Source organism: Klebsiella sp. JB_Kp004, from assembly GCF_040065795.1.
In the GTDB taxonomy this organism is placed as follows: domain Bacteria; phylum Pseudomonadota; class Gammaproteobacteria; order Enterobacterales; family Enterobacteriaceae; genus Klebsiella; species Klebsiella quasipneumoniae.
Genome location: NZ_JBEAKW010000006.1, coordinates 48,816 through 71,221 on the forward strand (window position 1 = coordinate 48,816; position 22,406 = coordinate 71,221).

Below are 22,406 nucleotides of genomic sequence, written 5' to 3' on the forward strand. Positions count from 1 at the left end.
AAATAGTAGCATATTCCCCGCCCTGCGCGCGATCAGCGATAAGGCGCCGTCAGGTTGACCATCATCTCAATATGCGCGGCGTCCGCGTTAAGCGCCGGAATGTATTCATATTGCTTTCCGCCCGCTTCGAGGAATATTTCCCGGTTCTGGACGGCGATCTCTTCCAGCGTTTCGAGACAGTCGGCGGCAAACCCCGGGCACAGCACCTGAATATGCTTCGTCCCTTTCTCGCCGAGCATCTTCAGCGTCTCATCGGTGTACGGCGTCAGCCAGGGTTCCCGACCAAAGCGCGACTGGAAGGTCATCATCACCCGCTCCGGCGGCAGCCCCAGCGCGGAGACCAGTTCCCGCGTGGTATCGCGACAGCGCTGAGGATAATCATCCCCCTGATTGGCATAGCGCTGCGGGATCCCATGATAGGAGAGCAGCAGCAGATCCGGTTCCCCATGAACGGCAAACGAGGCGCGCACGCTGGCCGCCAGGGCATGGATATAGTCCGGGTGCCCGGCGTAATCGCGAATAAACGAGATACCGGGAATGGCGCGTTTCTTCGCGAGGATCCGCGCCAGCTCATCCCAGACGGCAGCCACCGTCGAGCAGGAATATTGCGGATACAGCGGCAGCACTACGATGTGCCCCACCCCCTGCGCCAGTAAATCATCCACCGCGCTGGCCAGCGACGGCGATCCATAGCTCATGCCCAGCGCCACCGGGGTATCCGGCAGTCTGGCGGCCAGCGCCTGCTGCTGGCGACGGCTGTATACCATCAGCGGCGACCCCTCTTCCATCCAGACGGACTGATAGAGTTTAGCCACGCGGGGAGAGCGAATCGGCAGTATGACGCCGCGCAGCAGCGGCCACCATAGCAGACGAGACGTATCCACCACCCGTTTGTCGCTGAGGAATTGTCGCAGATAGCGCTTCACCGCACCGGGGGTGGGCGCATCGGGAGTGCCTAAATTGGCCAGCAAGATACCTGTTTTCGTCTGATGCATTACCGCCTCTTAACCATTTGAATCGCAGCCAATTGTAGCTGAAATGGCGCTAAACGGAACCAATCATAGCAAAAGGTAGGAATGAGAGAAGTTCTCATCCTGCCGCAGCAGGATGAGAAAAGGCTTTATCAGCCGAGGATTTTTTCCAGTTCGGCGCGCACGTCAGCCACCGCTTTGGTGCCGTCGACTTTGGCGTATTTGGTGTTGCCCGCCTGCGCTTCTTTGGTGTAGTAGCCGATCAGCGGCGCCGTCATCTGATGATATTCCACCAGACGCTTACGCACGGTCTCTTCCTGGTCGTCTTTACGGGTGGTCAGCTCTTCGCCGGTCACGTCGTCTTTGCCTTCCACCTTCGGCGGATTAAATTTGATGTGGTATACGCGACCGGATGCCGCGTGAACGCGACGGCCAACGATGCGGTCGACGATCAGTTCGTCCGGCACATCGAATTCCAGCACGTAATCAACGGTAATGCCCGCTTCTTTCATGGCGTCAGCCTGCGGAATAGTGCGCGGGAAGCCGTCCAGCAGGAAGCCGTTACGGCAATCTTCCTGGGCGATACGCTCTTTAACCAGCGCGATAACCAGCTCATCGGTCACCAGCTTGCCGGCGTCCATGATGTCTTTCGCTTGCTTACCGAGCTCGGAGCCGGATTTTACCGCAGCGCGCAGCATATCGCCGGTGGAGATTTGCGGAATACCGTATTTCTCCATGATGAACTGAGCCTGAGTTCCTTTACCCGCGCCCGGAGCGCCAAGCAGAATAATACGCATTACGAAAATCCCCTCAAAAGTCGATTCAATTTTTCAAAAACGCTAAACCATACCACCAGAACGGCGATGGCTCAAGGAAGGCGGTGCGGCTGAAACGGTTAATGGTGAGATATTTTATGCCATCCAATGTGAAATGCCCCGCCGGAGCAAATCGCTCAGACGGGGCATTTATCCCGTTCCCGGCGTCGCGTCGCTCGGCCGGGCTACTCGTTCAGGTTCGCGTCAGGAAGCCAGCAGCTGGTTCATACGGCGGATAAACTGGTTCGGATCTTCCAGCGTGCCGCGCTCGGCCAGCAGCGCCTGATCCAGCAGCAGTTCCACCCATTCGCCGAACTGCGCGTCATCCTGGGTATCGGCTGCGCGTTTCACCAGCTGATGCGCCGGGTTCAGTTCGAAGATGTATTTCACTTCCGGCGCCGCCTGGCCCGCAGCCGCGAACAGCTTCGCCATCTGGGTGCTCATCTCGTCGGCATCGGTGGTGACAATCGCCGGGGTATCGGTCAGACGATGGGTCAGACGCACCTCTTTGACCCGGTCGCCAAGCAGGTTTTTCACACGCTCAACGAACGGCTCCAGCGCTTTTTCGGCTTCTTTGGTGGACTCGTCCACTTCGTCCGCCAGTTTGTCCAGCGACTCGTCGGCTTTAGCGACAGACTGGAACGCTTTGCCGTCGAATTCGGTCAGGTAGCTCATCATCCACTCGTCGATGCGATCGGAGAGCAGCAGCACTTCGATCCCTTTCTTACGCAGCAGTTCGAGGTGTGGGCTGCTTTTCGCCGCCGCATAGCTGTCGGCTGTGATGTAGTAGATCTTCTCCTGACCGTCTTTCATACGCGAGACGTACTCTTCCAGCGACACGGTCTGCGCGGAGGAGTCGGTATGGGTGGTCGCGAAGCGCAGCAGTTTGGCGATCGCCTCCTGGTTGCTCGGTTCTTCCGCCGGGCCCTCTTTCAACACCAGGCCGAACTGTTTCCAGAAAGTCTGATATTTTTCGGCGTCGTCTTTCGCCAGCTTATCCAGCATCTGCAGCGCGCGTTTGGTCAGCGCGGTGCGCAGGTTACGGGTCACGCTGCTGTCCTGCAGGATTTCACGGGAGACGTTCAGCGGCAGATCGTTGGAGTCTATCAGGCCGCGTACGAAGCGCAGGTAGTTCGGCATAAACTGCTCGGCGTCGTCCATAATGAACACGCGCTGGACGTACAGCTTCAGGCCGTGTTTATGATCGCGGTTCCACATATCCCACGGCGCCTGCGACGGGATATACAGCAGGCTGGTGTACTCCTGCTTACCTTCCACGCGGTTGTGGCTCCAGGTCAGCGGGTCGCTGTAGTCATGGGCAATGTGCTTATAGAACTCTTTGTACTCGTCGTCGTTAACTTCAGACTTGCTGCGGGTCCACAGGGCCTGCGCCTTGTTGATTTTTTCCCAGCTGATAACGGTTTCGCCGTCTTTCTCTTCCTGTTTTTCAATCTCAACCGGCAGCGCGATGTGGTCGGAATACTTGCTGATGATGGAGCGCACGCGCCAGTCGTTGAGGAAATCGTCCTCACCTTCGCGCAGATGCAGGGTGATTTCGGTCCCGCGATCGGCTTTGGTGATGTCGGCCACGGTATATTCCCCTTCGCCGGCGGATTCCCAGAACACGCCGTTTTCAGGTTTATCGCCTGCCGCACGGGTGCGCACGGTCACTTTATCCGCCACGATGAAGGCCGAATAGAAGCCGACGCCGAACTGGCCAATCAGCTGGCTATCTTTTGCCTGGTCGGAACCCATGGATTCCAGGAACGCTTTGGTGCCGGATTTGGCGATGGTGCCGAGATGATCGATAACCTCTTCCCGGTTCATGCCGATACCGTTATCGGCGATGGTCAGGGTACGGTTGTCTTTATCAAACGAAACCCGCACGCGCAGCTCGCCGTCTCCCTCATACAAATCCGGCTGCGACAGCGCGCGGAAACGCAGCTTATCGGCCGCATCAGAGGCGTTGGAAATCAGCTCACGCAGAAAGATTTCTTTGTTGGAATAGAGGGAATGGATCATCAGGTGCAGAAGCTGTTTTACTTCTGACTGAAAACCACGAGTTTCTTGTCCTTTCATCTGATTCAACCTCAACAATGCCATTTTAAATGGGTAAAAAACCGTTGAGTGGGAGATGGGGACAGCGGGGAAATTTTTCAAGCGGAGGCGGCGATGGCCGCCTCCATTTGTTCAGAAAGTAATCTTGTGGCGACCGGCCAGCGAGTGGGACAGCGTGGTGCCGTCGACCATCTCCAGCTCGCCGCCCACCGGCACGCCGTGGGCGATTCGGCTGGCGTCGACGCCATACTGCGCGCACAGCTCTGCGATGTAGTTGGCCGTCGCCTCGCCCTCAACGGTCGGGTTGGTGGCAAGGATCACCTCGGTGATCGACTCCGCCTCCAGCCGTTGTTCCAGGCGATCGAGCCCGATGTCGTCAGGCCCGATGCCGTCGAGCGGCGACAGGTGCCCCATCAGCACGAAGTAGCGGCCGGAATACTGCCCGGTCTGCTCAATGGCGTAGATGTCCGCCGGACTCTCCACCACGCAGATTTGGCCGTTTTCCTGGCGACGCGGGTTGCTGCAGATATTGCACACCTCCTGCTCGGTGAAGGTGCGGCAATCGGCGCAGTGGCCGATCTCCGACATCGCGCGCGTCAGCGCCTGCGCCAGACGCATCCCGCCGCTGCGATCGCGCTGCAGCAGGGTAAACGCCATGCGCTGCGCGGACTTCGGGCCGACGCCCGGCAGACAGCGCAGCGCTTCCATAAGCTGAGTTAACAGCGGGCTGGTTTGCATCAGAACGGCATCTTGAAGCCTGGCGGCAGCTGCATACCGGCAGAGACGGAAGCCATCTTCTCTTTCTGGGTCTCTTCGATACGGCGCGCGGCGTCATTGAACGCGGCAGCCACCAGATCTTCCAGCATCTCTTTGTCATCTTCCAGCAGGCTTGGGTCGATCTCCACGCGGCGGCAGTTGTGCGCGCCGTTGATGGTCACTTTCACCAGACCCGCGCCGGACTCGCCGGTCACTTCCAGCTGAGCGATCTCTTCCTGCATCTTCTGCATTTTGTCTTGCATCTGCTGGGCCTGCTTCATCAGGTTACCCAGGCCGCCTTTTCCACCAAACATAGGCTTCTCTCTCAGTCAGTCATCATTAAAGGTACTGACTGCAAGTCAAACTTGCAGTCAAATGGGGCGGATACTCTCTTCATCCAGATCGGCGTCGAAGAAACGACGCAGGGTCTGAATGTTATTATCCGCAATAATCGCGTCGCGCGCCTGCGCGAGCTTCTCTTCATAAATAGCCTGCCGCCACTCCAGCGGCGTGCGCATCGCGGGATTATCGTCTTCCACGATGGTCAATTCAACCGGCGTACCGTACAACACCCCCAGCGCTTCAGCCAGCTTTTGCTGCGCGCCGGCGGAATTGAGGTGGCGCTGACTGGGGCGCAGATGCAGACAGACGCGATTGCCCTCCTGCTCTTTCCACGCGTTGAGCGCCACCTGCTCGACCAGCTTCGGTACCGCCAGCTGGCTCACTTCCGCCGCCCAGCTGTCGCGCTCGACCGCTTCAACGGCAAGCTTAGCCGCCAGCTCCGGCGTTTTTTCATGCTCCAGCGCTTTTTTCAGCGCTTTAGGCGTGGCGACTTCGACTTTGGTCTCTTCAACCACCGTCGTCGCCTTCCAGCGATAGGCCTCTTTCTTCGCCGGGGCCTGCTCCAGCGCCGCCGCGGCCGGACGAGCCTGGACGCGCTCGGTAATCGAACTCAGTCGCTCCAGCGCAGCGTTATTCACCGGCCGCGCGCGGGAAGCGGCTGCCGGTTCACTCTTTTTTGGGGTGGTTGCTCCCTGGCTGCGCTGCAGGTGGCTGCGGGCCGCCAGCACCTGGCTGGTGGTCGGCGGCAAACTCTGCGGCGGCTGCGGCGGCGGCGCTGCGGGGGAAACCGGCTGGCGCGGCGCGGGCGCGGCGGCCTGTGCCGGCTGCACCTCCGGCTCGGGCAGCGGCTTACGCGGATGAAACGCCAGGGCGCGCAGCAGCGTCATTTCGACGCCCATCCGCCGGTCCGGGGCATAGGGCAGCTCTTTGCGGCCAATCAGCAGCGTTTGGTAGTAGAGCTGAACGTCGCCCGGCGGTACGGTGCGCGCCAGTTCGCGCATTCGCACTTCGACCGCGGCCATGTCGGCGCCCAGCGCCGAAGGGGACAGCTGAACCATGGCGATGCGGTGCAGCAGGCTCTGCATCTCCACCAGCAGCGCCTCCCATTCAACGCCGCGCGCGGCGGCGTCATTGACGCCCGCCATGACCCGCTCGCCATCGGCGGCGACCAGGGCTTCAATCAGCGACAGCGCCTGATCGTCATCGAGGGTGCCGAGCATGGCGCTCACCGACGCCGCCGTCAGTTGCCCTTCTCCACTGGCAATAGCCTGATCGGTCAGACTTAAGGCATCACGCAGGCTGCCGTCGGCGGCGCGCGACAGGAGCTGCAGCGCGCGGGGCTCGGAGGCAATCTGCTCTTCGCCAAGAATATGCTCCAGCTGATGGCGGATCTGTTCAACGTCCAGCGCCTTCAGGTGGAACTGCAGGCAGCGGGATAAGATCGTCACCGGCAGCTTCTGCGGATCCGTCGTCGCCAGCAGGAATTTGACGTGCGCCGGCGGCTCCTCCAGCGTCTTTAATAACGCGTTGAAGCTGTGGCGCGACAGCATATGGACTTCGTCGATGAGATAGACCTTAAAGCGGCCGCGGGCCGGCGCGTACTGGACGTTATCCAGCAGGTCGCGAGTATCTTCGACTTTGGTTCGCGAGGCGGCGTCAATCTCAATCAGATCGACAAAGCGCCCCTGTTCTATTTCCCGGCAGTTATCGCACACGCCGCAGGGGGTGGCGGTGATGCCGGTTTCACAGTTTAACCCTTTCGCCAGCAGGCGGGCGATGGAAGTCTTACCGACCCCGCGGGTACCGGAAAAGAGATAAGCGTGATGAATGCGCCCTAACGACAAGCCGTTCGCCAGTGCGGTCAGCACATGTTCCTGGCCGACGACGTCAGCAAAGGTTTGTGGGCGCCATTTACGGGCTAAGACCTGATAACTCATGGGCTGGCTCTGAAACGCTGGAAGGTGAAATCACGAAGGGGTCATGCTATCACAGCCCCGCCCGATCGGCGAGGCTATGTGGAGGGATTTGCTTAGTGGCCCGGGAACGGCACCAGACTGTAGCAGTGGACCCCCAGCTTCTCCAGGCGCTGTTCGCCGCCCAGATCGAAGAGATTGATAATGAAAGCGGCATCCTGTACTTCGCCGCCGAGACGGCGGATCAGTTTGACCGTCGCGTCGATGGTTCCGCCGGTCGCCAGCAGATCGTCCACCACCAGCACTTTGTCGCCCGGTTTGATGGCGTCAACGTGGATCTCCAGCTGATCGGTGCCGTACTCCAGCTCATAGCTCTCAGCGATGGTTTCACGCGGCAACTTACGCGGCTTGCGTACCGGAACAAAGCCCACGCCCAGCGCCAGCGCAACCGGTGCGCCGAAAAGGAAGCCACGCGCCTCAGTCCCTACCACTTTGGTAATTCCCGCGTCTTTGTAGCGCTCGGTCAGCAGTTCAATGCTGAGCGCGTAAGCTTTCGGGTCTTCCAGTAAACTGGTGACATCGCGGAAAAGAATGCCAGGTTTTGGATAATCCTCGATACTCTGGATGCTGTTCTTCAGATATTCAAGCTGCTGTGCAGTTGCGGTCATAAGTGTATGCCTGATTGAAACGGTGTTACCCACGGGCGTGCAAAAGGGGCCAAAGAAACATTTGTTTAACCTTTGACCAGGCTTACCCGCGCTCGAAAACGCCAGAATTTACTGGCTGTCAGCAACAATTGCAACAGGCATTATTGCGCATCAGTGCTTTTGTTGCTTTGCGTCAACCACCGGAATGCGCCACATAAAGATCAGCAGACAGGCCAGAATGACCAACAGCATAATGCGCACCCACGTAAGCTTAACCAGCCACAGTGAAATAGCAAAAGTCGCCACGATCATGGCAATGGCGCGCGGTTTGGCGCCACGGGGCATGGCGCGGTACTGCTGCCAGTGGCGAAGATAGCCGCCGAACCATGAGCGATACAGCAGCCACTGGTGAAAGCGTGGCGATGAGCGGGCAAAGCACCAGGCGGCGAGCAGAATAAACGGCGTCGTCGGCAGCAACGGTAAGAAGACGCCCAGCGTACCCAGCGCTACCGCCAGCCAGCCGATAATGGTTAAAATAACAGGTGGCATAATGCGAATCGTTATCAACAGATACGGCTACTGTAGCACAGTTGGCTGATGGAAAATGGAGGGGGTGGGTGAAAACAGCTCAACTTTTACAAACGCTGAACAATCAGCTCAGCGAGCTGGCCGCGCTGGTGGCGCCGCTGGCGGAGCACGCGACCCTCAGCCCGCGCTTTGACCGTCAGCTCTTCCACACCCGCAGCACGCTGATGCAGGCCTATCTGGCGGAAGCCCAACACAACTTCAGCCAGCTCCGCCAGGCTGTCGAGCGCCAGCAGCTGCCGCAGGTAGCTTGGATCGCCGAGCGGCTGGCGGCGCAAATCGCCGCGCTGCGTCGCGAAACCGCCACCTGGTCGCTGCGCAGTTGGGACCATGCCTCGCCAACGCTGAGCCGCTGGCAGCGCCGTCGCCTGCAGCATCAGGAGTATGAGCGCCGCCTGCTGGCGATGCGCGACCAACGCCAGCGCCAGCTGACGCAGGCTACCAGCCTTGACGAACAGCAGCGGCTGGCCAGCGAAGTCGAGGTCTACAGCGGACGGCTGGCGCGCTGTCGACAGGCGCTGGACAAGATTGAAAACGTACTGGCGCGGCTGACGCGCTAACAGGAGAGTCCGATGTCGCTGGAAAATGCCCCCGATGAGGTCAAACTGGCCGTCGATTTAATCATGTTGCTGGAGTCGCATCAGATCCCAGCGCAAACGGTGCTGGACGCGCTGGAAATTGTCAGGCGGGATTATGCAAACAAGTTAAAAAACACGGAAAGCGCCTCGCAAACGCCGCAGAAGTAAGATGTTGCCCACGACGACGTGCTGGCAGAGTGCTCCTCTGCGCATGACGCCGATGGAGGCAATATTGATGGAAAAGGTCAGTCAAACCCCGCACGATGCGGTTTTTCGCCAGATGCTGATGCATCAGGCGGTGGCGAAGGATTTCCTGCAGCTGTATCTGCCCGCGCCGTTTCTGGCAATTTGCGAGCTGGATTCACTGCAGCTGGTCTCCGGTAGCTTTGTTGAAGAGGACCTGCGCGCCAGCTATTCCGATATCCTTTACTCACTGCGCACCCGCCACGGACCGGGCTATGTTTACGCGCTGATTGAGCATCAGAGTACCCCGGACAAGCTGATGGCGTTTCGCCTGCTGCGCTACGCGCTGGCCGCCATGCAGCGTCATCTGGACGCTGGCCACGACACGCTGCCGCTGGTGGTGCCAATTCTTTTTTATCACGGCAAGGTCAGCCCCTGGCCCTGGCCCCGCAACTGGCAACAGCTATTCGCCGAACCGGCGCTGGCGAAGGCGCTCTATAGCGGTGATTTTCCGCTGGTGGACCTCACCGTTATGCCAGATAATCAGATCGTCCGTCATCGGCGTATGGCCATGCTGGAGCTGTTGCAAAAGCATATCCGCCATCGCGATCTGGCCGAGCTGCAGGTGCCGCTGATTGCGCTGATGACGCAAGGCTATCTGACAGAAGCGCAGTTAAATACGCTGCTGCGCTATATGTTGCAGGCGGGTACCACGGAACATCCGGGGGCGCTGATCCGCGCGCTGGCGGCGCAGTCGCCCAGACATAAGGAGCTGATGATGACCATTGCCGAATGGCTGGAAGAGAAAGGCCGTAAACAGGGGCAGCAGGAGGGCGAGCAGGAAGCCACTCGCAGCATCGCCGCCAGAATGCTGGCGCGCGGCCTCGAACGTCAAATCGTGCGGGAACTCACCGGGCTTAGCGACGAAGAGCTCGCCGCGCTGACGCCCTGATGCAGCAGGGGCGGCTTTGCGCCGCCCCTTTTCAGTTAAGACGCGACGGAGGGAGCTAAATCGTCACCCTTTCCGTCCCGCTTCACTTCCGTGACCTCGTCGCCCTTTTCATTTCGCAGATGGACTTCCAGCTGGTTAAAGGCAATGTTGATGTCATTCTCCCGGCACAGACGGTCGATGGCGCGGTTGAGCTCATCCACCGTGTAGCTGCGATCGCGCAGTTCACGGACATACAGACGCAGTTCATGATCCAGGGTACTGGCCCCGAAGGTGGTGAAGAAGACCGCTGGCGCTGGCTCCTGCATCACTTTCGGATGATCGTGCGCGACCTTCAGCAGCACCTCCTTCACCTTATCCAGATCGGAACCGTAGGCGACGCCGAGGCGGATCACCACGCGGGTCACGGTGTCGGAGAGCGACCAGTTGATCAAGCGCTCGGTAACGAACGCCTTGTTCGGGATGATCACCTCTTTGCGATCGAAGTCGGTGATGGTGGTGGCGCGAATACGGATTTTGCTTACCGTACCGGAGAAGGTGCCGATAGTCACCGTATCCCCAATGCGCACCGGACGTTCGAACAGAATAATCAGGCCGGAGACGAAGTTACCGAAGATCTCCTGCAGACCAAAACCTAAACCAACCGACAGCGCGGCCGCCAGCCACTGCAGTTTATCCCATGAGACGCCCAGCGACCCGAATACCGTCATCGCCCCGATGGCGATAATCGCATAGTTAAGAATGGTGGTGATGGCGTAGGAAGTCCCCTGGCGCATGTTGAGCCGCGACAGGACCAGCACCTCCAGCAGCCCCGGCAGGTTGCGGATCAGCGCCCAGGCAACCATCGACGCCACAATGGCAAACAGCAGGCTGCCCATCGTGACGCTGCGCACCACGCTGGCCCCTGCCTCGGTGCCGTTGTAATGCCAGAGGGTAATGCTGTCGAGATAGGCGAAAACGGTGATCAAATCCGACCAAATCGCCCAGAACATGACCGCGAACAGCGCGATCATCACCAGCATGGTGATGCGTAACGTCTGCTGGTTGACCTGCTCGAGGGCGATAGTCGGCTCCTCCTGCGGCTCGGCGCCTTCCGCGCCCTCCTTCACCAGATGCTGACGGCGCGCCAGCGCCCGGCGCCAGGCGATGCGCCGCGCCGCCACGCTCAGGCCGCGCAGTACAGTCTGGTACAGCAGGTTCCAGATCATGACCAGATAGACGGTCTCGATCCAGCGTCCCGCCAGGCGCAGCGTGGTGTAGAAGTAGCCGGTCGCCGTTAGCACCATCAGGGCCACCGGAACGATAGACAGCACTGTGATCGTCAGCAGGCGCAGGCTGTGCGACTCTTTATCGCGCCAGCTTTCCCGGCACATCGGCCAGACCAGCACCGCTATCAGCAGTAAGTTGAAGAAAATCACCAGCTGCCCCAGCACGTCGTCCATCAGGTTCAGCGGCGACAGCTCGGAAATCACCGACCAGAAATTCAGCGGCAGCAGCGCCAGGCTGACGCGAACAATCTGCCGCCGCCAGTGGCTGGTCAATTGCGCCGGCATATTAAAGTGGCTGACCGCTACGCCGTTCTTTTCCAGCACTTTCCAGCACAGGCCAAACACCAGCCAGAACATCGCCAGCTTTTTACTGTACGCCCACAGCAGAGCACTGATATTGAGCTGCATGGTGAGTAAGATCAGGCCAATCGCCAGAATCACCAGCACCACCGGTAAGGCGCGGATCAGGTCGATAAGGATCGCCTTCGGCGTATGCAGTTGGGTATCATTTCGCAGCTGGCCTACCTGGGAGGCAAGCTTTGCCTGATAATCCTTGAGCCACTGCAAACGCCAGCGGATCAGGCCGGCAATCAGCAGCAGCGGTAATCCGGCAAGAAAAGCGACAAACGCCGCTGGCCACGCTTTTTCCCAGTTCACGGTGATTTTCATCGCCTTAAACTGACCTTTCAGCGCTTCCGGGAAGGCCTTAATCCACTCCCAGTCCATCGGTTTATTGCTGTTCACCCAGAAAATTTGCTGGGTCAGAATTTCTTTCAGGCTGCTCGAGACGCTCATCAACTGCTGCTGGTTGATCTGCAGGTTGATGGCAATCATCAGCTGATTCCCCAGCTGTTTATTGAACTGGTCGAGCAGCTCCCGGCGCATGTCGATCACTTCCAGCAGCGCGGCGTGCACTTCATCGTTTACTTCATCGCTGTGCCCCTCTTCCAGCTTAGCGACATAGGCATCGCTCTGGAACAGCGCGTCGCGTTTCTGATTCACCTCGAACTGTTCGAGCCGCAGATCGGCAATGCGATTGGTCATATCCTGCAGCTCATCCGCCGACGGCAGCGTCTGCTGCTGCTGGTAGAGAATGCGCGACAGCAGCAGGCTGCCCTTGAGCACGGAAATTTGCTCTTTAATATCCCGCTCAGACTGCAGGGCGCGGTCGAGCCAGTTCTTCACCTGAATATTGCGCTGCACCAGCTGGTTGCCATTCTCCGTCGCCTGAATCAGTTTCTCGCTCAGCTGGTGGTTGATATCCAGCTCCTGCTTGACCAGCGGGTTGGCCTGAATACGCGCCGTTTCGTCGGGCGTGACCGCCTCCTGGGCGGTTTTCTCAGTCAGCGTCAGCCGCTTGCTGTTCACCGCCTCCTGCAGCAGCTGCAGCTGATGCTCCAGCCGGTTGCTCCAGGCGGTGACGTAGTCACGCTGCTTCTGCAGGGTATCCTGCAGCACCGTATTGCCTTCGAGGCTCTTGCGCTGCTGCTCGATCTGCGCGTTAAGCAACGCCTGCTGGGCCTGCAGCAGCACCTGCTGGGTCGGACGCAGAGTCTCATCCCCCACCGAGGTGCCATTCAGACGATTGCGGATCTGCTGCAGCTGCTGGGAGGCTTTGTACATTGCATTTTGCACGCGTTCCGGCTGCGTTTGCAGGGAAACCAACTGGCTGTTGTAGGTCGCCAGGTCGTTTTGCGCATTCTGCAGATCGTCCAGCGTTTGGGTGACGCGCGATTCCAGCTGACGCAGGGAGAGCGTGCTCAGCGTTTTGCGCGTCGCGTCGTCGTTCGGGACATCACTCAGATTGTTAAGGCTGTCCACCGCCTGGCGCAGCTTCGCCGGGGCTTGCTCGACCTGCTGGCGGAGCTGCGTCGTCTCGCTCTTGATGCGATCGATTTTATCCAGCGTTTCCAGGGTCTGGGTCAAATCCTGCTGGACCAGTTTGTCCTGCGGAGTCAGTTCTTTTTGCTTGTTTAATGTATTGAGCTGACTCTGCACTTCCGCCCGGTCAGGGAGGTCCGCGGCGCGGCCCTGAACTGGACTGAAAAGACCAATAAAACAGAGCAGCATAATGATAAAGATGAACGTGGCGCGTTGCCTGGAGATCGTGTGCAGCATAGTTAATATGAATGAATGCAAATGCCGGAGAATACCGGGGGTCGTCGCAAGCGCGAAGAATAGCACTTCTCATCGCTGGCGAATAGCGGCGAACGGCGCTAAAAATTCACGTCCCCCCGCGCGCGACGTTTACGCTGACAGGTTCTCCGGGCCGCGCAGCGTGGGGCAGAACTGATACATCTCCAGCAGGATGGCGACATAGTCGCGCGCTTCCGCATGCAGGTCGAACGAGTCGGGGGCAAACAGCCAGTTCTCCATCAGGCCGGAAAGATAGCTGCGCATTAAAATCGCCGCTCGCCGGGTGAGTAAATTGGCGGGCAACAGCTTCGCGGCGATGCACTCTTTCAAGGTCTGCTCGATGCGTTCGTAGCTCGCCAGGGATAACTGCCGCTGGGCCTGCTGCACCACGGTCATTTCACCGACGAATTCACACTTATGGAAGATAATCTCCATCATCAACCGACGGCGCTCCTCTGTCACCGTCGCTTCAAGAACATAGACTAATATCTCCCTGATAACTGAGAGTGGATCGTTAGGGAATTTTGCCCGATACTCAATTTCGAGATCGCTAATACTGGCGTCTGACAGCTCCCAAATTTCGTTGAATAAATCTGATTTATTCTTGAAATGCCAGTAGATAGCCCCCCTCGTTACACCCGCAGCTTTTGCAATTGTTGCCAACGAGGTAGATGATACGCCTTGCTGCGAAAACAGACGCAGAGCAACATCCAGAATCAGTTGCCGGGTTTCACGTGCCTGTTGTTTGGTTTTTCGTGCCATAGGTTAATGACTTTACAGAGGTTACGTTTACATACATTTGTGAATGTATGTACCATAGCACGACCATAATAGAAAGACTGTAGTGGGTTTGTGGTTGTTTGAGCCACTGAACATTTTGAAATTGGACACTCGAGGTTTACATATGAACAAAAACAGAGGGTTAACGCCTCTGGCGGTCGTTCTGATGCTCTCAGGCAGCTTAGCGCTAACAGGATGTGACGATAAACCGGCTCAACAGGGAGCCCAGCACATGCCGGAAGTCGGTATTGTGACGCTCAAATCCGCACCTCTACAAATGACCACCGAACTGCCAGGCCGCACCAGCGCCTATCGCATTGCGGAAGTCCGCCCTCAGGTCAGTGGCATTATTTTGAAACGTAACTTCGTCGAAGGTAGCGATATCCAGGCCGGCGTCTCCCTGTATCAGATCGATCCAGCCACCTATCAGGCCAGCTATGACAGCGCCAAAGGCGACCTGGCAAAAGCCCAGGCGGCGGCAAACATGGATCAACTGACGGTCAAGCGTTATCAGAAACTGTTAGGCACTAAGTATATCAGTCAACAAGACTACGATACCGCCGTCGCAACGGCGCAGCAGAGCAATGCGGCCGTGGTCGCGGCGAAAGCGGCCGTGGAAACCGCGCGCATCAATCTGGCCTACACCAAAGTCACCTCGCCGATCAGCGGCCGCATTGGTAAATCCGCGGTGACCGAAGGGGCGCTGGTGCAGAATGGTCAGTCAACCGCTCTGGCAACCGTTCAGCAGCTGGATCCGATCTATGTTGACGTCACCCAGTCTAGCAATGATTTCCTGCGCCTGAAACAGGAGCTGGCCGATGGCCGTCTGAAACAGGAAAACGGTAAAGCGAAAGTGGAGCTGGTGACTAACGACGGTCTTAAGTATCCGCAGTCCGGCACCCTGGAGTTCTCGGATGTGACCGTCGACCAGACCACCGGCTCTATCACGCTGCGCGCCATTTTCCCCAACCCGGATCACACCCTGTTACCGGGGATGTTTGTCCGCGCGCGTCTGGAAGAAGGGGTTAACCCTGACGCCCTGCTGGTGCCGCAACAGGGCGTGACCCGTACGCCGCGCGGTGACGCCAGCGTCATGGTTGTGGGTGAAGGCGATAAGGTCGAAGTCCGCCAGGTCACTGCTTCTCAAGCGATTGGCGATAAATGGCTGGTCACTGACGGTCTGAAATCCGGCGATCGCGTTATTGTCACCGGCCTGCAAAAAATCAAACCAGGCGTGCAGGTAAAAGCGCAGGAAGTAGCTTCTGATGATAAACAGCAAGCCGCAGGCAACGCGCCATCAGAACAAACCAAGTCTTAACTTAAACAGGAGCCGTTAAGACATGCCTAATTTCTTTATCGATCGCCCCATATTTGCATGGGTGATCGCCATCATCATCATGCTGGCTGGGGGATTATCGATCCTCAAATTGCCGGTGGCGCAATATCCGACGATTGCGCCGCCAGCAATTTCCATTACCGCCATGTACCCCGGTGCTGACGCCGAAACCGTGCAGAACACCGTGACTCAGGTTATCGAACAGAATATGAACGGTATCGATCACCTGATGTACATGTCCTCGAATGGCGACTCCACCGGTACGGCGACCATCACCCTGACCTTCGAATCCGGTACCGATCCGGACATCGCCCAGGTTCAGGTTCAGAACAAGCTGGCCCTGGCCACCCCTCTGCTGCCGCAAGAAGTACAGCAGCAAGGGATCAGCGTTGAGAAAGCGTCCAGCAGCTTCCTGATGGTTGTCGGCGTCATTAACACCAACGGCACCATGAACCAGGACGACATTTCGGACTACGTGGCGGCCAACATGAAGGACCCGATCAGCCGTACCAGCGGCGTCGGCGACGTTCAGCTGTTCGGTTCCCAGTACGCGATGCGTATCTGGATGGATCCGAATAAACTGAATAACTTCCAGCTCACGCCGGTGGACGTGATCAGCGCGCTGAAAGCGCAGAACGCCCAGGTAGCCGCTGGTCAGTTAGGCGGTACGCCGCCGGTGAAAGGCCAGCAGCTCAACGCCTCCATCGTCGCACAGACGCGTCTGACCAATACGGAAGAGTTTGGCAACATTCTGCTGAAGGTGAACCAGGATGGTTCCCAGGTTCGTCTGCGTGATGTCGCCAAAATTGAACTGGGTGGCGAAAGCTATGACGTGGTGGCGAAGTATAACGGCCAGCCTGCGTCCGGTCTGGGTATTAAACTGGCTACCGGCGCGAACGCGCTGGATACCGCCAACGCGATCCGCGCTGAACTGGCGAAGATGGAGCCGTTTTTCCCGTCGGGGATGAAAATCGTTTACCCGTATGACACCACCCCGTTCGTGAAAATCTCTATTCACGAAGTGGTTAAAACGCTGGTGGAAGCGATCATCCTGGTCTTCCTGGTGATGTATCTGTTCCTGCAGAACTTCCGCGCCACCCTGATCCCGACCATCGCGGTGCCGGTGGTCCTGTTAGGGACCTTCGCGGTGCTGGCGGCGTTTGGCTTCTCGATAAACACCCTGACGATGTTCGGGATGGTGCTCGCCATCGGCCTGCTGGTGGATGACGCCATCGTGGTGGTCGAGAACGTCGAGCGCGTCATGGCCGAAGAAGGCCTGCCGCCGAAAGAAGCGACGCGTAAATCGATGGGGCAGATTCAGGGCGCGCTGGTAGGTATCGCCATGGTGCTGTCGGCGGTATTTATCCCGATGGCGTTCTTCGGCGGCTCAACCGGGGCCATCTATCGCCAGTTCTCCATCACCATCGTTTCCGCGATGGCGCTATCGGTACTGGTCGCGCTGATCCTGACGCCGGCGCTGTGCGCCACGATGCTGAAGCCTATTCAGAAAGGCAGCCATGGCGCGACCACGGGTTTCTTCGGCTGGTTTAACCGCATGTTCGATAAGAGCACGCACCATTACACCGACAGCGTAGGCAACATTCTGCGCAGCACCGGTCGTTATCTGGTGCTGTATCTGATCATCGTGGTGGGTATGGCGTGGCTGTTCGTTCGTCTGCCGAGCTCGTTCCTGCCGGACGAAGACCAGGGGGTGTTCCTGAGTATGGCCCAGCTGCCTGCCGGCGCCACCCAGGAGCGCACGCAGAAAGTGCTGGATGAGATGACGAATTACTATCTCACCAAAGAGAAGGACAACGTGGAATCCGTGTTTGCGGTTAACGGCTTCGGCTTCGCCGGCCGCGGCCAGAACACCGGTATCGCGTTCGTCTCGCTGAAAGACTGGAGTCAGCGTCCAGGCGATGAAAACAAAGTTGAAGCGATCACCGGTCGGGCGATGGGCTACTTCTCGCAGATTAAAGACGCGATGGTCTTCGCCTTTAACCTGCCGGCTATCGTTGAACTGGGTACCGCGACCGGCTTTGACTTCCAGCTGATTGACCAGGGCGGCCTGGGACACGAAAAACTGACCCAGGCACGTAACCAGCTGTTTGGCATGGTGGCGCAGCATCCTGACGTGCTGACCGGCGTGCGTCCTAACGGTCTGGAAGATACACCGCAGTTCAAAGTCGATATCGATCAGGAAAAAGCCCAGGCGCTGGGCGTCTCCATCAGCGACATTAACACCACGCTGGGCGCCGCCTGGGGCGGAAGCTATGTCAACGACTTCATCGACCGCGGCCGCGTGAAGAAAGTGTACATCATGTCCGAAGCGAAATACCGTATGCTGCCGGAAGACATCGGCAAGTGGTATGTTCGCGGTAGTGATGGCCAGATGGTGCCGTTCTCCGCCTTCTCCACCTCGCGTTGGGAATACGGTTCGCCGCGTCTGGAACGCTACAACGGTCTGCCATCAATGGAAATTCTTGGCCAGGCAGCGCCAGGCAAGAGTACCGGTGAGGCGATGAGCCTGATGGAAGAGCTGGCGGGTAAACTGCCGTCGGGTATTGGCTACGACTGGACCGGGATGTCTTATCAGGAGCGGCTGTCCGGTAACCAGGCCCCTGCCCTGTATGCCATCTCGCTGATTGTCGTCTTCCTGTGTCTGGCAGCGCTGTATGAGAGCTGGTCGATTCCGTTCTCGGTCATGCTGGTCGTACCGTTGGGTGTGGTCGGTGCGCTGTTAGCCGCCACCTTCCGCGGTTTAACCAATGACGTTTACTTCCAGGTTGGCCTGTTGACCACCATCGGCCTGTCGGCGAAGAACGCGATACTGATCGTTGAATTCGCCAAGGACCTGATGGAGAAAGAGGGCAAAGGGCTGATTGAGGCGACGCTTGAAGCGGTACGTATGCGTCTGCGTCCAATCCTGATGACCTCCCTGGCGTTTATCCTTGGGGTTATGCCGCTGGTTATCAGCTCCGGAGCGGGCTCCGGTGCGCAGAACGCCGTAGGTACAGGCGTAATGGGCGGGATGGTGACCGCGACGATCCTGGCAATCTTCTTCGTGCCGGTGTTCTTTGTGGTGGTGCGACGCCGCTTTAGTAAGAAATCGGAAGATATTGAGCACAGCCATCAGGTTGAGCATCATTAATCTGCACTGATGAACAAAGGGCCGCTACTGCGGCCCTTTTTTTGATCATTACCCACAGGGCACATATTGCCATTGTTTATTTTTCGCGCTGCCTTTAATATATATTGATGTGTTCCCGGCTATATCTATCACGCTGTTTAGCCCTTAGGATCTTCTTACGCTCATTTACCAGGAATAATCCTAATATCATCATCACGGCCGGCGGTTTCTGAACGCGACGACTGCCTGCCTTAAGCCAATGATTGATAAGGCATCTCTATTTTTCAGGTTGCGCGCCCGGGCCGGAGAAATTAATTCGTCTCTTTTTAAGATAATTTCTCTCTGATAATTGTAATTTTTCGTAATAGCACGATGAAATCTGTTGGAGAGTGGATTATAGTTAAATCAGCAGGATTACTCAGTTAGTGTCAGGTCAGTTAGTCGTGTTCATCCCACAACGGTGTTTGTTAGTCGTCGTTTAAACCACTCAAAAGGGGATGCGTTATGGACGAATACTCGCCAAAAAGACATGATATCGCACAACTACGCTTTCTCTGCGAAACGCTGTATCATGACTGCCTTGCAAACCTGGAAGAGAGCAACCATGGCTGGGTCAACGACCCGACATCGGCTGTCAATCTCCAGTTAAATGAACTGATCGAGCACATTGCCACATTCGCCCTTAATTATAAAATTAAGTACGCTGAGGATAATAAGCTGATCGCTCAGGTTGACGAATATCTGGACGATACATTTACGTTGTTCAGTAACTACGGCATTAACTCTACGGATTTGCAAAAGTGGAAAAAATCCGGTAATCGGTTATTTCGTTGTTTTGTCAACGCCAGCCGGGAAAATCCGGCCAGTCTTTCGTGTTAGGATTATTACAATCAAAAGGTGGAATTATGTCTGATAAGCCATTAACTAAAACAGACTATTTGATGCGCTTACGCCGTTGCCAGACAATTGACACGCTGGAGCGCGTCATTGAAAAAAACAAATATGAACTTTCTGATAATGAGCTGGCGGTATTTTACTCAGCCGCCGATCATCGTCTGGCTGAACTGACCATGAATAAGCTGTACGATAAGATCCCGACGTCCGTCTGGAAATTTATCCGCTAATTACCGCGCCCGACGCGGTCTGCTGACCGGGCGGTCATCGCCAGCCTCAGCAGGGTATCTTTGTGATAGTCATCACATCATTTAGCCAACAGCAAACCTGTAACCGGTTTCTTTTTTATACTGCTTTGGCCATCTAACGTCAGGTATAAGGAAGACCAATGAGTGAAGAAAAACGCAAAATGATCGCCGGTGAGCTCTATTTATCTGGCGACCCAACGCTACGCGCCGATCGCCTGCGCGCCAGACAGCTGCTGCACCGTTATAATCATTCCGCCCCGGATGCGCAGGAAGAACGTCAGCGTATTCTCGCCGAGCTGCTCGGTCGCGCTGGCGATGCGTATATCGAGCCAAGCTTTCGCTGCGACTACGGCTACAATATCTTTCTCGGCGCCGGTTTTTACGCCAATTTTGACTGCGTGATGCTGGACGTCTGCCCTATCCATATTGGCGATAACTGCATGCTGGCCCCGGGCGTCCATATCTATACCGCCACCCATCCGCTGGATGCTGAGGCCCGAAACAGCGGCCAGGAATATGGCAAACCGGTGACCATTGGCCACAATGTGTGGATTGGCGGTCGGGCGGTGATCAATCCCGGGGTGACCATTGGCGATAATGCGGTCATCGCGTCCGGAGCGGTGGTCACTAAAGACGTCCCCGCCAGTACCGTTGTCGGCGGCAACCCGGCGCAGATCATCAAGCGCCTTCCGCCGCCAAATGCGTAACTGTTATGCTTTTCTGTAACTGATCTGTTACTTTCTCCGCAGAATACTGCAACATAAAATAGCCTTCAGGCTGAGCCTGCCACGCCCGAGCCACCGGGCGCACGGGGCAGGCTTATTGCAGAATTCGGGGACCAAGATGACAGAAATACAACGCCTGCTAACTCACACCATTGACGAACTGAACGTGCAGGAAAAACGCGATAATCGCCCGCGTTTTAGCATCAGTTTTATCCGTAACCATCCGGGCCTGTTTGTTGCCATGTATGCCGCGTTTCTGGCGACGCTGGTGGTGATGCTGCGCTCTGAAACGCTGGTGGATTCGGTCTGGTTGTTGGTGGTGCTGTTCATCCTGTTCAACGCTTTTTTCTTCTTTGACGTCTATCCACGCTATCGTTACGAAGATATCGACGTCCTCGACTTTCGCGTGTGTTACAACGGCGAATGGTACAACACCCGCTTTGTCCCCCGACAGCTGATCGACCGTATCCTGCAGTCGCCGGACGTCGATAGCGAGCAGAAGGCGCAGCTTAAAAAAATGGTCGACACCAAAGGCGATCTCTCCTTTTACGATGTCTTTACGCTGACCCGAGCCGGTACTGCGCAATAAGACGATTCAGCGTCCGCAGCGCCAGCGGATAGCGGGAAGCAGAAGTATTGCCATACCCCAGCACCAGCCCGCTCCGCCCCCGCCGTGGGTCGAGATAGAAATGACTTAGCGCAGCGGGCGCCAGCTGAAACTGACGCGCCTGCTGCGCTATCGCGCGATCGTCGATCCCCTCGATGGCCAGCGTCAGATGGAGCCCCCCTTCCCCACCAAGGACTTCGCACGGCACGGTGATCGCTTGCGCCAGCGCCTCGCGCAGTTGCTGCTGACGTTTGCGGTACAGACGACGCATCGCCGCCAGATGACGCGCATAGTGCCCCTTCTCGATAAAGCTGGCCAGCGCCCGCTGTTCAGCGCGGTGTCCCCCGCGCAGCAGCGCGCCAATGGCCTCCTGAGCGGCATCCGCCAGCGCGGGCGGCATTACCATAAAACCGATACGCAGCGCCGGAAAAAGGGTTTTGCTGAAGGTGCCGAGATAGACCACCGGGGCATCCGGGACCATTCCCAGCATCGCCGGGATCGGCTCTCCGCTGTGGCGAAACTCGCTGTCGTAGTCATCCTCCACAATCCACGCGCCGTGCCGATGGGCATACTCCACCAGCGCCAGACGCCGCGCGGCGCTCATAACGCTCCCAAGGGGATACTGATGAGAGGGAGAAGTGAAAATCAGCCGGGGTGGCTCTGCCGCGCCGTTGGCCATACACATCCCTTCATGATCGACGGCCATCCCGCAGACCTGCAGCCCCGCCCGCTGGAAACCACTCCTGGCGCCCAGGTATCCCGGCTCTTCCTGCCACACGGTGTCGCCCGGGTTGGTCAACAGCGAGGCGCATAAGTTGACCCCTTCCAGCGCCCCCTCGGTGATGACGATCTGCCGGATATCGCACTGAATACCTCGGGAGAGCGCCAGATGGCGAGCGATCGCCTCCCGCAGTTGGGGATCGCCCGCGGCCTCACCGTAACCCAGCAGCGTGCTGCCCTCGTCGCGCAATGCTTTATCCATTAATCGCCGCCACAGCGGCAGCGGGAAATAGTTCACCGCCGGCATGCCAGGCGTAAACGGCAGCGCCGGCGAGTCACGGCGCATAGCGGCTGGCAGTCCCTGCAGCCGCTCAGACAGCACAACGGGAGGCGCGTTTACCTCCTGCCGGCGGCTGGCGGCGAGCGGCACAACCTGCGTCCCCTGACGGCTTCGCGTCAGGTATCCCTCCAGCGTCAGCTGCTCCAGTGCGGCATTCACCGTATTGCGCGATAGATGCAGTCGACCGGCAATCACGCGCGATCCTGGCAAACGGCAGCTGGCTGCCAGAGTTCCCTGCAGGATGGCATGGCGCAAAGTGTGGTAAAGGGCGCGCTGCAGGGTTTCGTCCGTTCGCTGCCGCATCCCCTGCGTCACCAATCCATAAAACGCATCGTCCGGTATGTTCATGTCACCTCCTCGTGGATCCATAAGAACATACTCTGGTGGCACTTTTTATGGAACCAGCCAGCGCGTACCCTGCCTGT

Annotated in this window: 21 protein-coding genes and 1 other annotated feature; of the genes, 9 read left to right on the forward strand and 12 right to left on the reverse strand. The window is 57.7% G+C overall.

From position 1 onward, the window contains the following. Positions 1-32: 32 nt before the first annotated feature. The 8 genes from hemH to ABLX76_RS07885 form a co-directional block, all read right to left on the reverse strand. Positions 33-995: a ferrochelatase gene (hemH, locus tag ABLX76_RS07850; protein ID WP_023288653.1), complete on the reverse strand. Its 963-nt coding sequence runs from the start codon at positions 993-995 to the stop codon at positions 33-35. Between the two features lie 128 nt (positions 996-1,123). After that, on the reverse strand, positions 1,124-1,768 hold the full coding sequence (gene adk, locus ABLX76_RS07855; RefSeq protein WP_002892184.1) for an adenylate kinase: 645 nt from the start codon (positions 1,766-1,768) through the stop codon (positions 1,124-1,126). Positions 1,769-1,990: 222 nt separating this feature from the next. Further along, entirely contained in the window at positions 1,991-3,865 is a 1,875-nt protein-coding gene (htpG, locus tag ABLX76_RS07860; protein ID WP_348874403.1) for a molecular chaperone HtpG, read from the reverse strand. Between the two features lie 111 nt (positions 3,866-3,976). Continuing rightward, complete coding sequence (recR, locus tag ABLX76_RS07865; protein WP_002892177.1) at positions 3,977-4,582, reverse strand: recombination mediator RecR; 606 nt, start codon at positions 4,580-4,582, stop codon at positions 3,977-3,979. Continuing rightward, positions 4,582-4,914 (reverse strand): YbaB/EbfC family nucleoid-associated protein, encoded by a 333-nt coding sequence (locus ABLX76_RS07870; protein ID WP_008805448.1) that lies wholly within the window; start codon positions 4,912-4,914, stop codon positions 4,582-4,584. Before ABLX76_RS07870 ends, recR begins: the two co-directional genes overlap by 1 nt. Positions 4,915-4,971: 57 nt before the next feature. Next, positions 4,972-6,879 (reverse strand): DNA polymerase III subunit gamma/tau, encoded by a 1,908-nt coding sequence (dnaX, locus tag ABLX76_RS07875; RefSeq protein WP_023288651.1) that lies wholly within the window; start codon positions 6,877-6,879, stop codon positions 4,972-4,974. Continuing rightward, positions 5,575-5,639, reverse strand: a sequence feature (DnaX frameshifting element). (Overlaps the previous gene by 65 nt.) A 92-nt stretch (positions 6,880-6,971) precedes the next feature. Beyond that, entirely contained in the window at positions 6,972-7,523 is a 552-nt protein-coding gene (gene apt / locus ABLX76_RS07880; protein ID WP_023288650.1) for an adenine phosphoribosyltransferase, read from the reverse strand. Positions 7,524-7,673: 150 nt separating this feature from the next. Further along, the gene (locus tag ABLX76_RS07885; protein WP_004204740.1) at positions 7,674-8,051 is read right to left on the reverse strand and encodes a DUF454 family protein; all 378 of its coding nucleotides are present in this window, start codon (positions 8,049-8,051) and stop codon (positions 7,674-7,676) included. A gap of 68 nt (positions 8,052-8,119) precedes the next feature. On the opposite strand from ABLX76_RS07885, the gene priC reads away from it, so the two are divergent. From priC to ABLX76_RS07900, 3 genes are all read left to right on the forward strand, one after another. Beyond that, positions 8,120-8,647, forward strand: a complete 528-nt coding sequence (gene priC, locus ABLX76_RS07890; protein WP_048296890.1) for a primosomal replication protein N'' — start codon at positions 8,120-8,122, stop codon at positions 8,645-8,647. A 12-nt stretch (positions 8,648-8,659) separates the two neighbouring features. After that, positions 8,660-8,833: a pleiotropic regulatory protein RsmS gene (gene rsmS, locus ABLX76_RS07895; protein WP_065882808.1), complete on the forward strand. Its 174-nt coding sequence runs from the start codon at positions 8,660-8,662 to the stop codon at positions 8,831-8,833. Between the two features lie 67 nt (positions 8,834-8,900). Continuing rightward, positions 8,901-9,800: an Rpn family recombination-promoting nuclease/putative transposase gene (locus tag ABLX76_RS07900; protein ID WP_032454012.1), complete on the forward strand. Its 900-nt coding sequence runs from the start codon at positions 8,901-8,903 to the stop codon at positions 9,798-9,800. 35 nt (positions 9,801-9,835) lie between these two features. Here the strand turns inward: ABLX76_RS07900 and mscK are convergent, their stop codons facing one another. Further along, positions 9,836-13,183 (reverse strand): mechanosensitive channel MscK, encoded by a 3,348-nt coding sequence (mscK, locus tag ABLX76_RS07905; protein ID WP_348874404.1) that lies wholly within the window; start codon positions 13,181-13,183, stop codon positions 9,836-9,838. A 129-nt stretch (positions 13,184-13,312) separates the two neighbouring features. Beyond that, entirely contained in the window at positions 13,313-13,963 is a 651-nt protein-coding gene (acrR, locus tag ABLX76_RS07910; protein WP_023288646.1) for a multidrug efflux transporter transcriptional repressor AcrR, read from the reverse strand. A 142-nt stretch (positions 13,964-14,105) separates the two neighbouring features. Here acrR and acrA point away from each other — a divergent pair, with 142 nt between their 5' ends. The 5 genes from acrA (at position 14,106) to maa (ending at position 20,296) form a co-directional block, all read left to right on the forward strand. After that, a complete protein-coding gene (gene acrA / locus ABLX76_RS07915) occupies positions 14,106-15,299 on the forward strand; it encodes a multidrug efflux RND transporter periplasmic adaptor subunit AcrA (protein WP_023288645.1) in 1,194 nt (397 codons plus the stop codon). Positions 15,300-15,321: 22 nt separating this feature from the next. Continuing rightward, on the forward strand, positions 15,322-18,468 hold the full coding sequence (gene acrB / locus ABLX76_RS07920; protein WP_023288644.1) for a multidrug efflux RND transporter permease subunit AcrB: 3,147 nt from the start codon (positions 15,322-15,324) through the stop codon (positions 18,466-18,468). Between the two features lie 483 nt (positions 18,469-18,951). Beyond that, the gene (gene tomB, locus ABLX76_RS07925) at positions 18,952-19,326 is read left to right on the forward strand and encodes an Hha toxicity modulator TomB (RefSeq protein WP_002892066.1); all 375 of its coding nucleotides are present in this window, start codon (positions 18,952-18,954) and stop codon (positions 19,324-19,326) included. Positions 19,327-19,352: 26 nt separating this feature from the next. Then, a complete protein-coding gene (locus tag ABLX76_RS07930) occupies positions 19,353-19,571 on the forward strand; it encodes an HHA domain-containing protein (protein WP_002892050.1) in 219 nt (72 codons plus the stop codon). A gap of 158 nt (positions 19,572-19,729) precedes the next feature. Then, positions 19,730-20,296, forward strand: a complete 567-nt coding sequence (gene maa / locus ABLX76_RS07935; RefSeq protein WP_023288643.1) for a maltose O-acetyltransferase — start codon at positions 19,730-19,732, stop codon at positions 20,294-20,296. Here maa and ABLX76_RS07940 read toward each other — a convergent pair. After that, on the reverse strand, positions 20,268-20,399 hold the full coding sequence (locus tag ABLX76_RS07940) for a hypothetical protein (RefSeq protein WP_032428629.1): 132 nt from the start codon (positions 20,397-20,399) through the stop codon (positions 20,268-20,270). The genes maa and ABLX76_RS07940 overlap by 29 nt on opposite strands. Positions 20,400-20,432: 33 nt before the next feature. On the opposite strand from ABLX76_RS07940, the gene ABLX76_RS07945 reads away from it, so the two are divergent. Beyond that, entirely contained in the window at positions 20,433-20,903 is a 471-nt protein-coding gene (locus ABLX76_RS07945) for a YlaC family protein (RefSeq protein WP_023288642.1), read from the forward strand. Here the strand turns inward: ABLX76_RS07945 and ABLX76_RS07950 are convergent. Continuing rightward, a complete protein-coding gene (locus ABLX76_RS07950) occupies positions 20,872-22,329 on the reverse strand; it encodes a PLP-dependent aminotransferase family protein (RefSeq protein ID WP_348874405.1) in 1,458 nt (485 codons plus the stop codon). The two genes, ABLX76_RS07945 and ABLX76_RS07950, sit on opposite strands and share 32 nt — an antisense overlap. Positions 22,330-22,406: the final 77 nt, after the last annotated feature.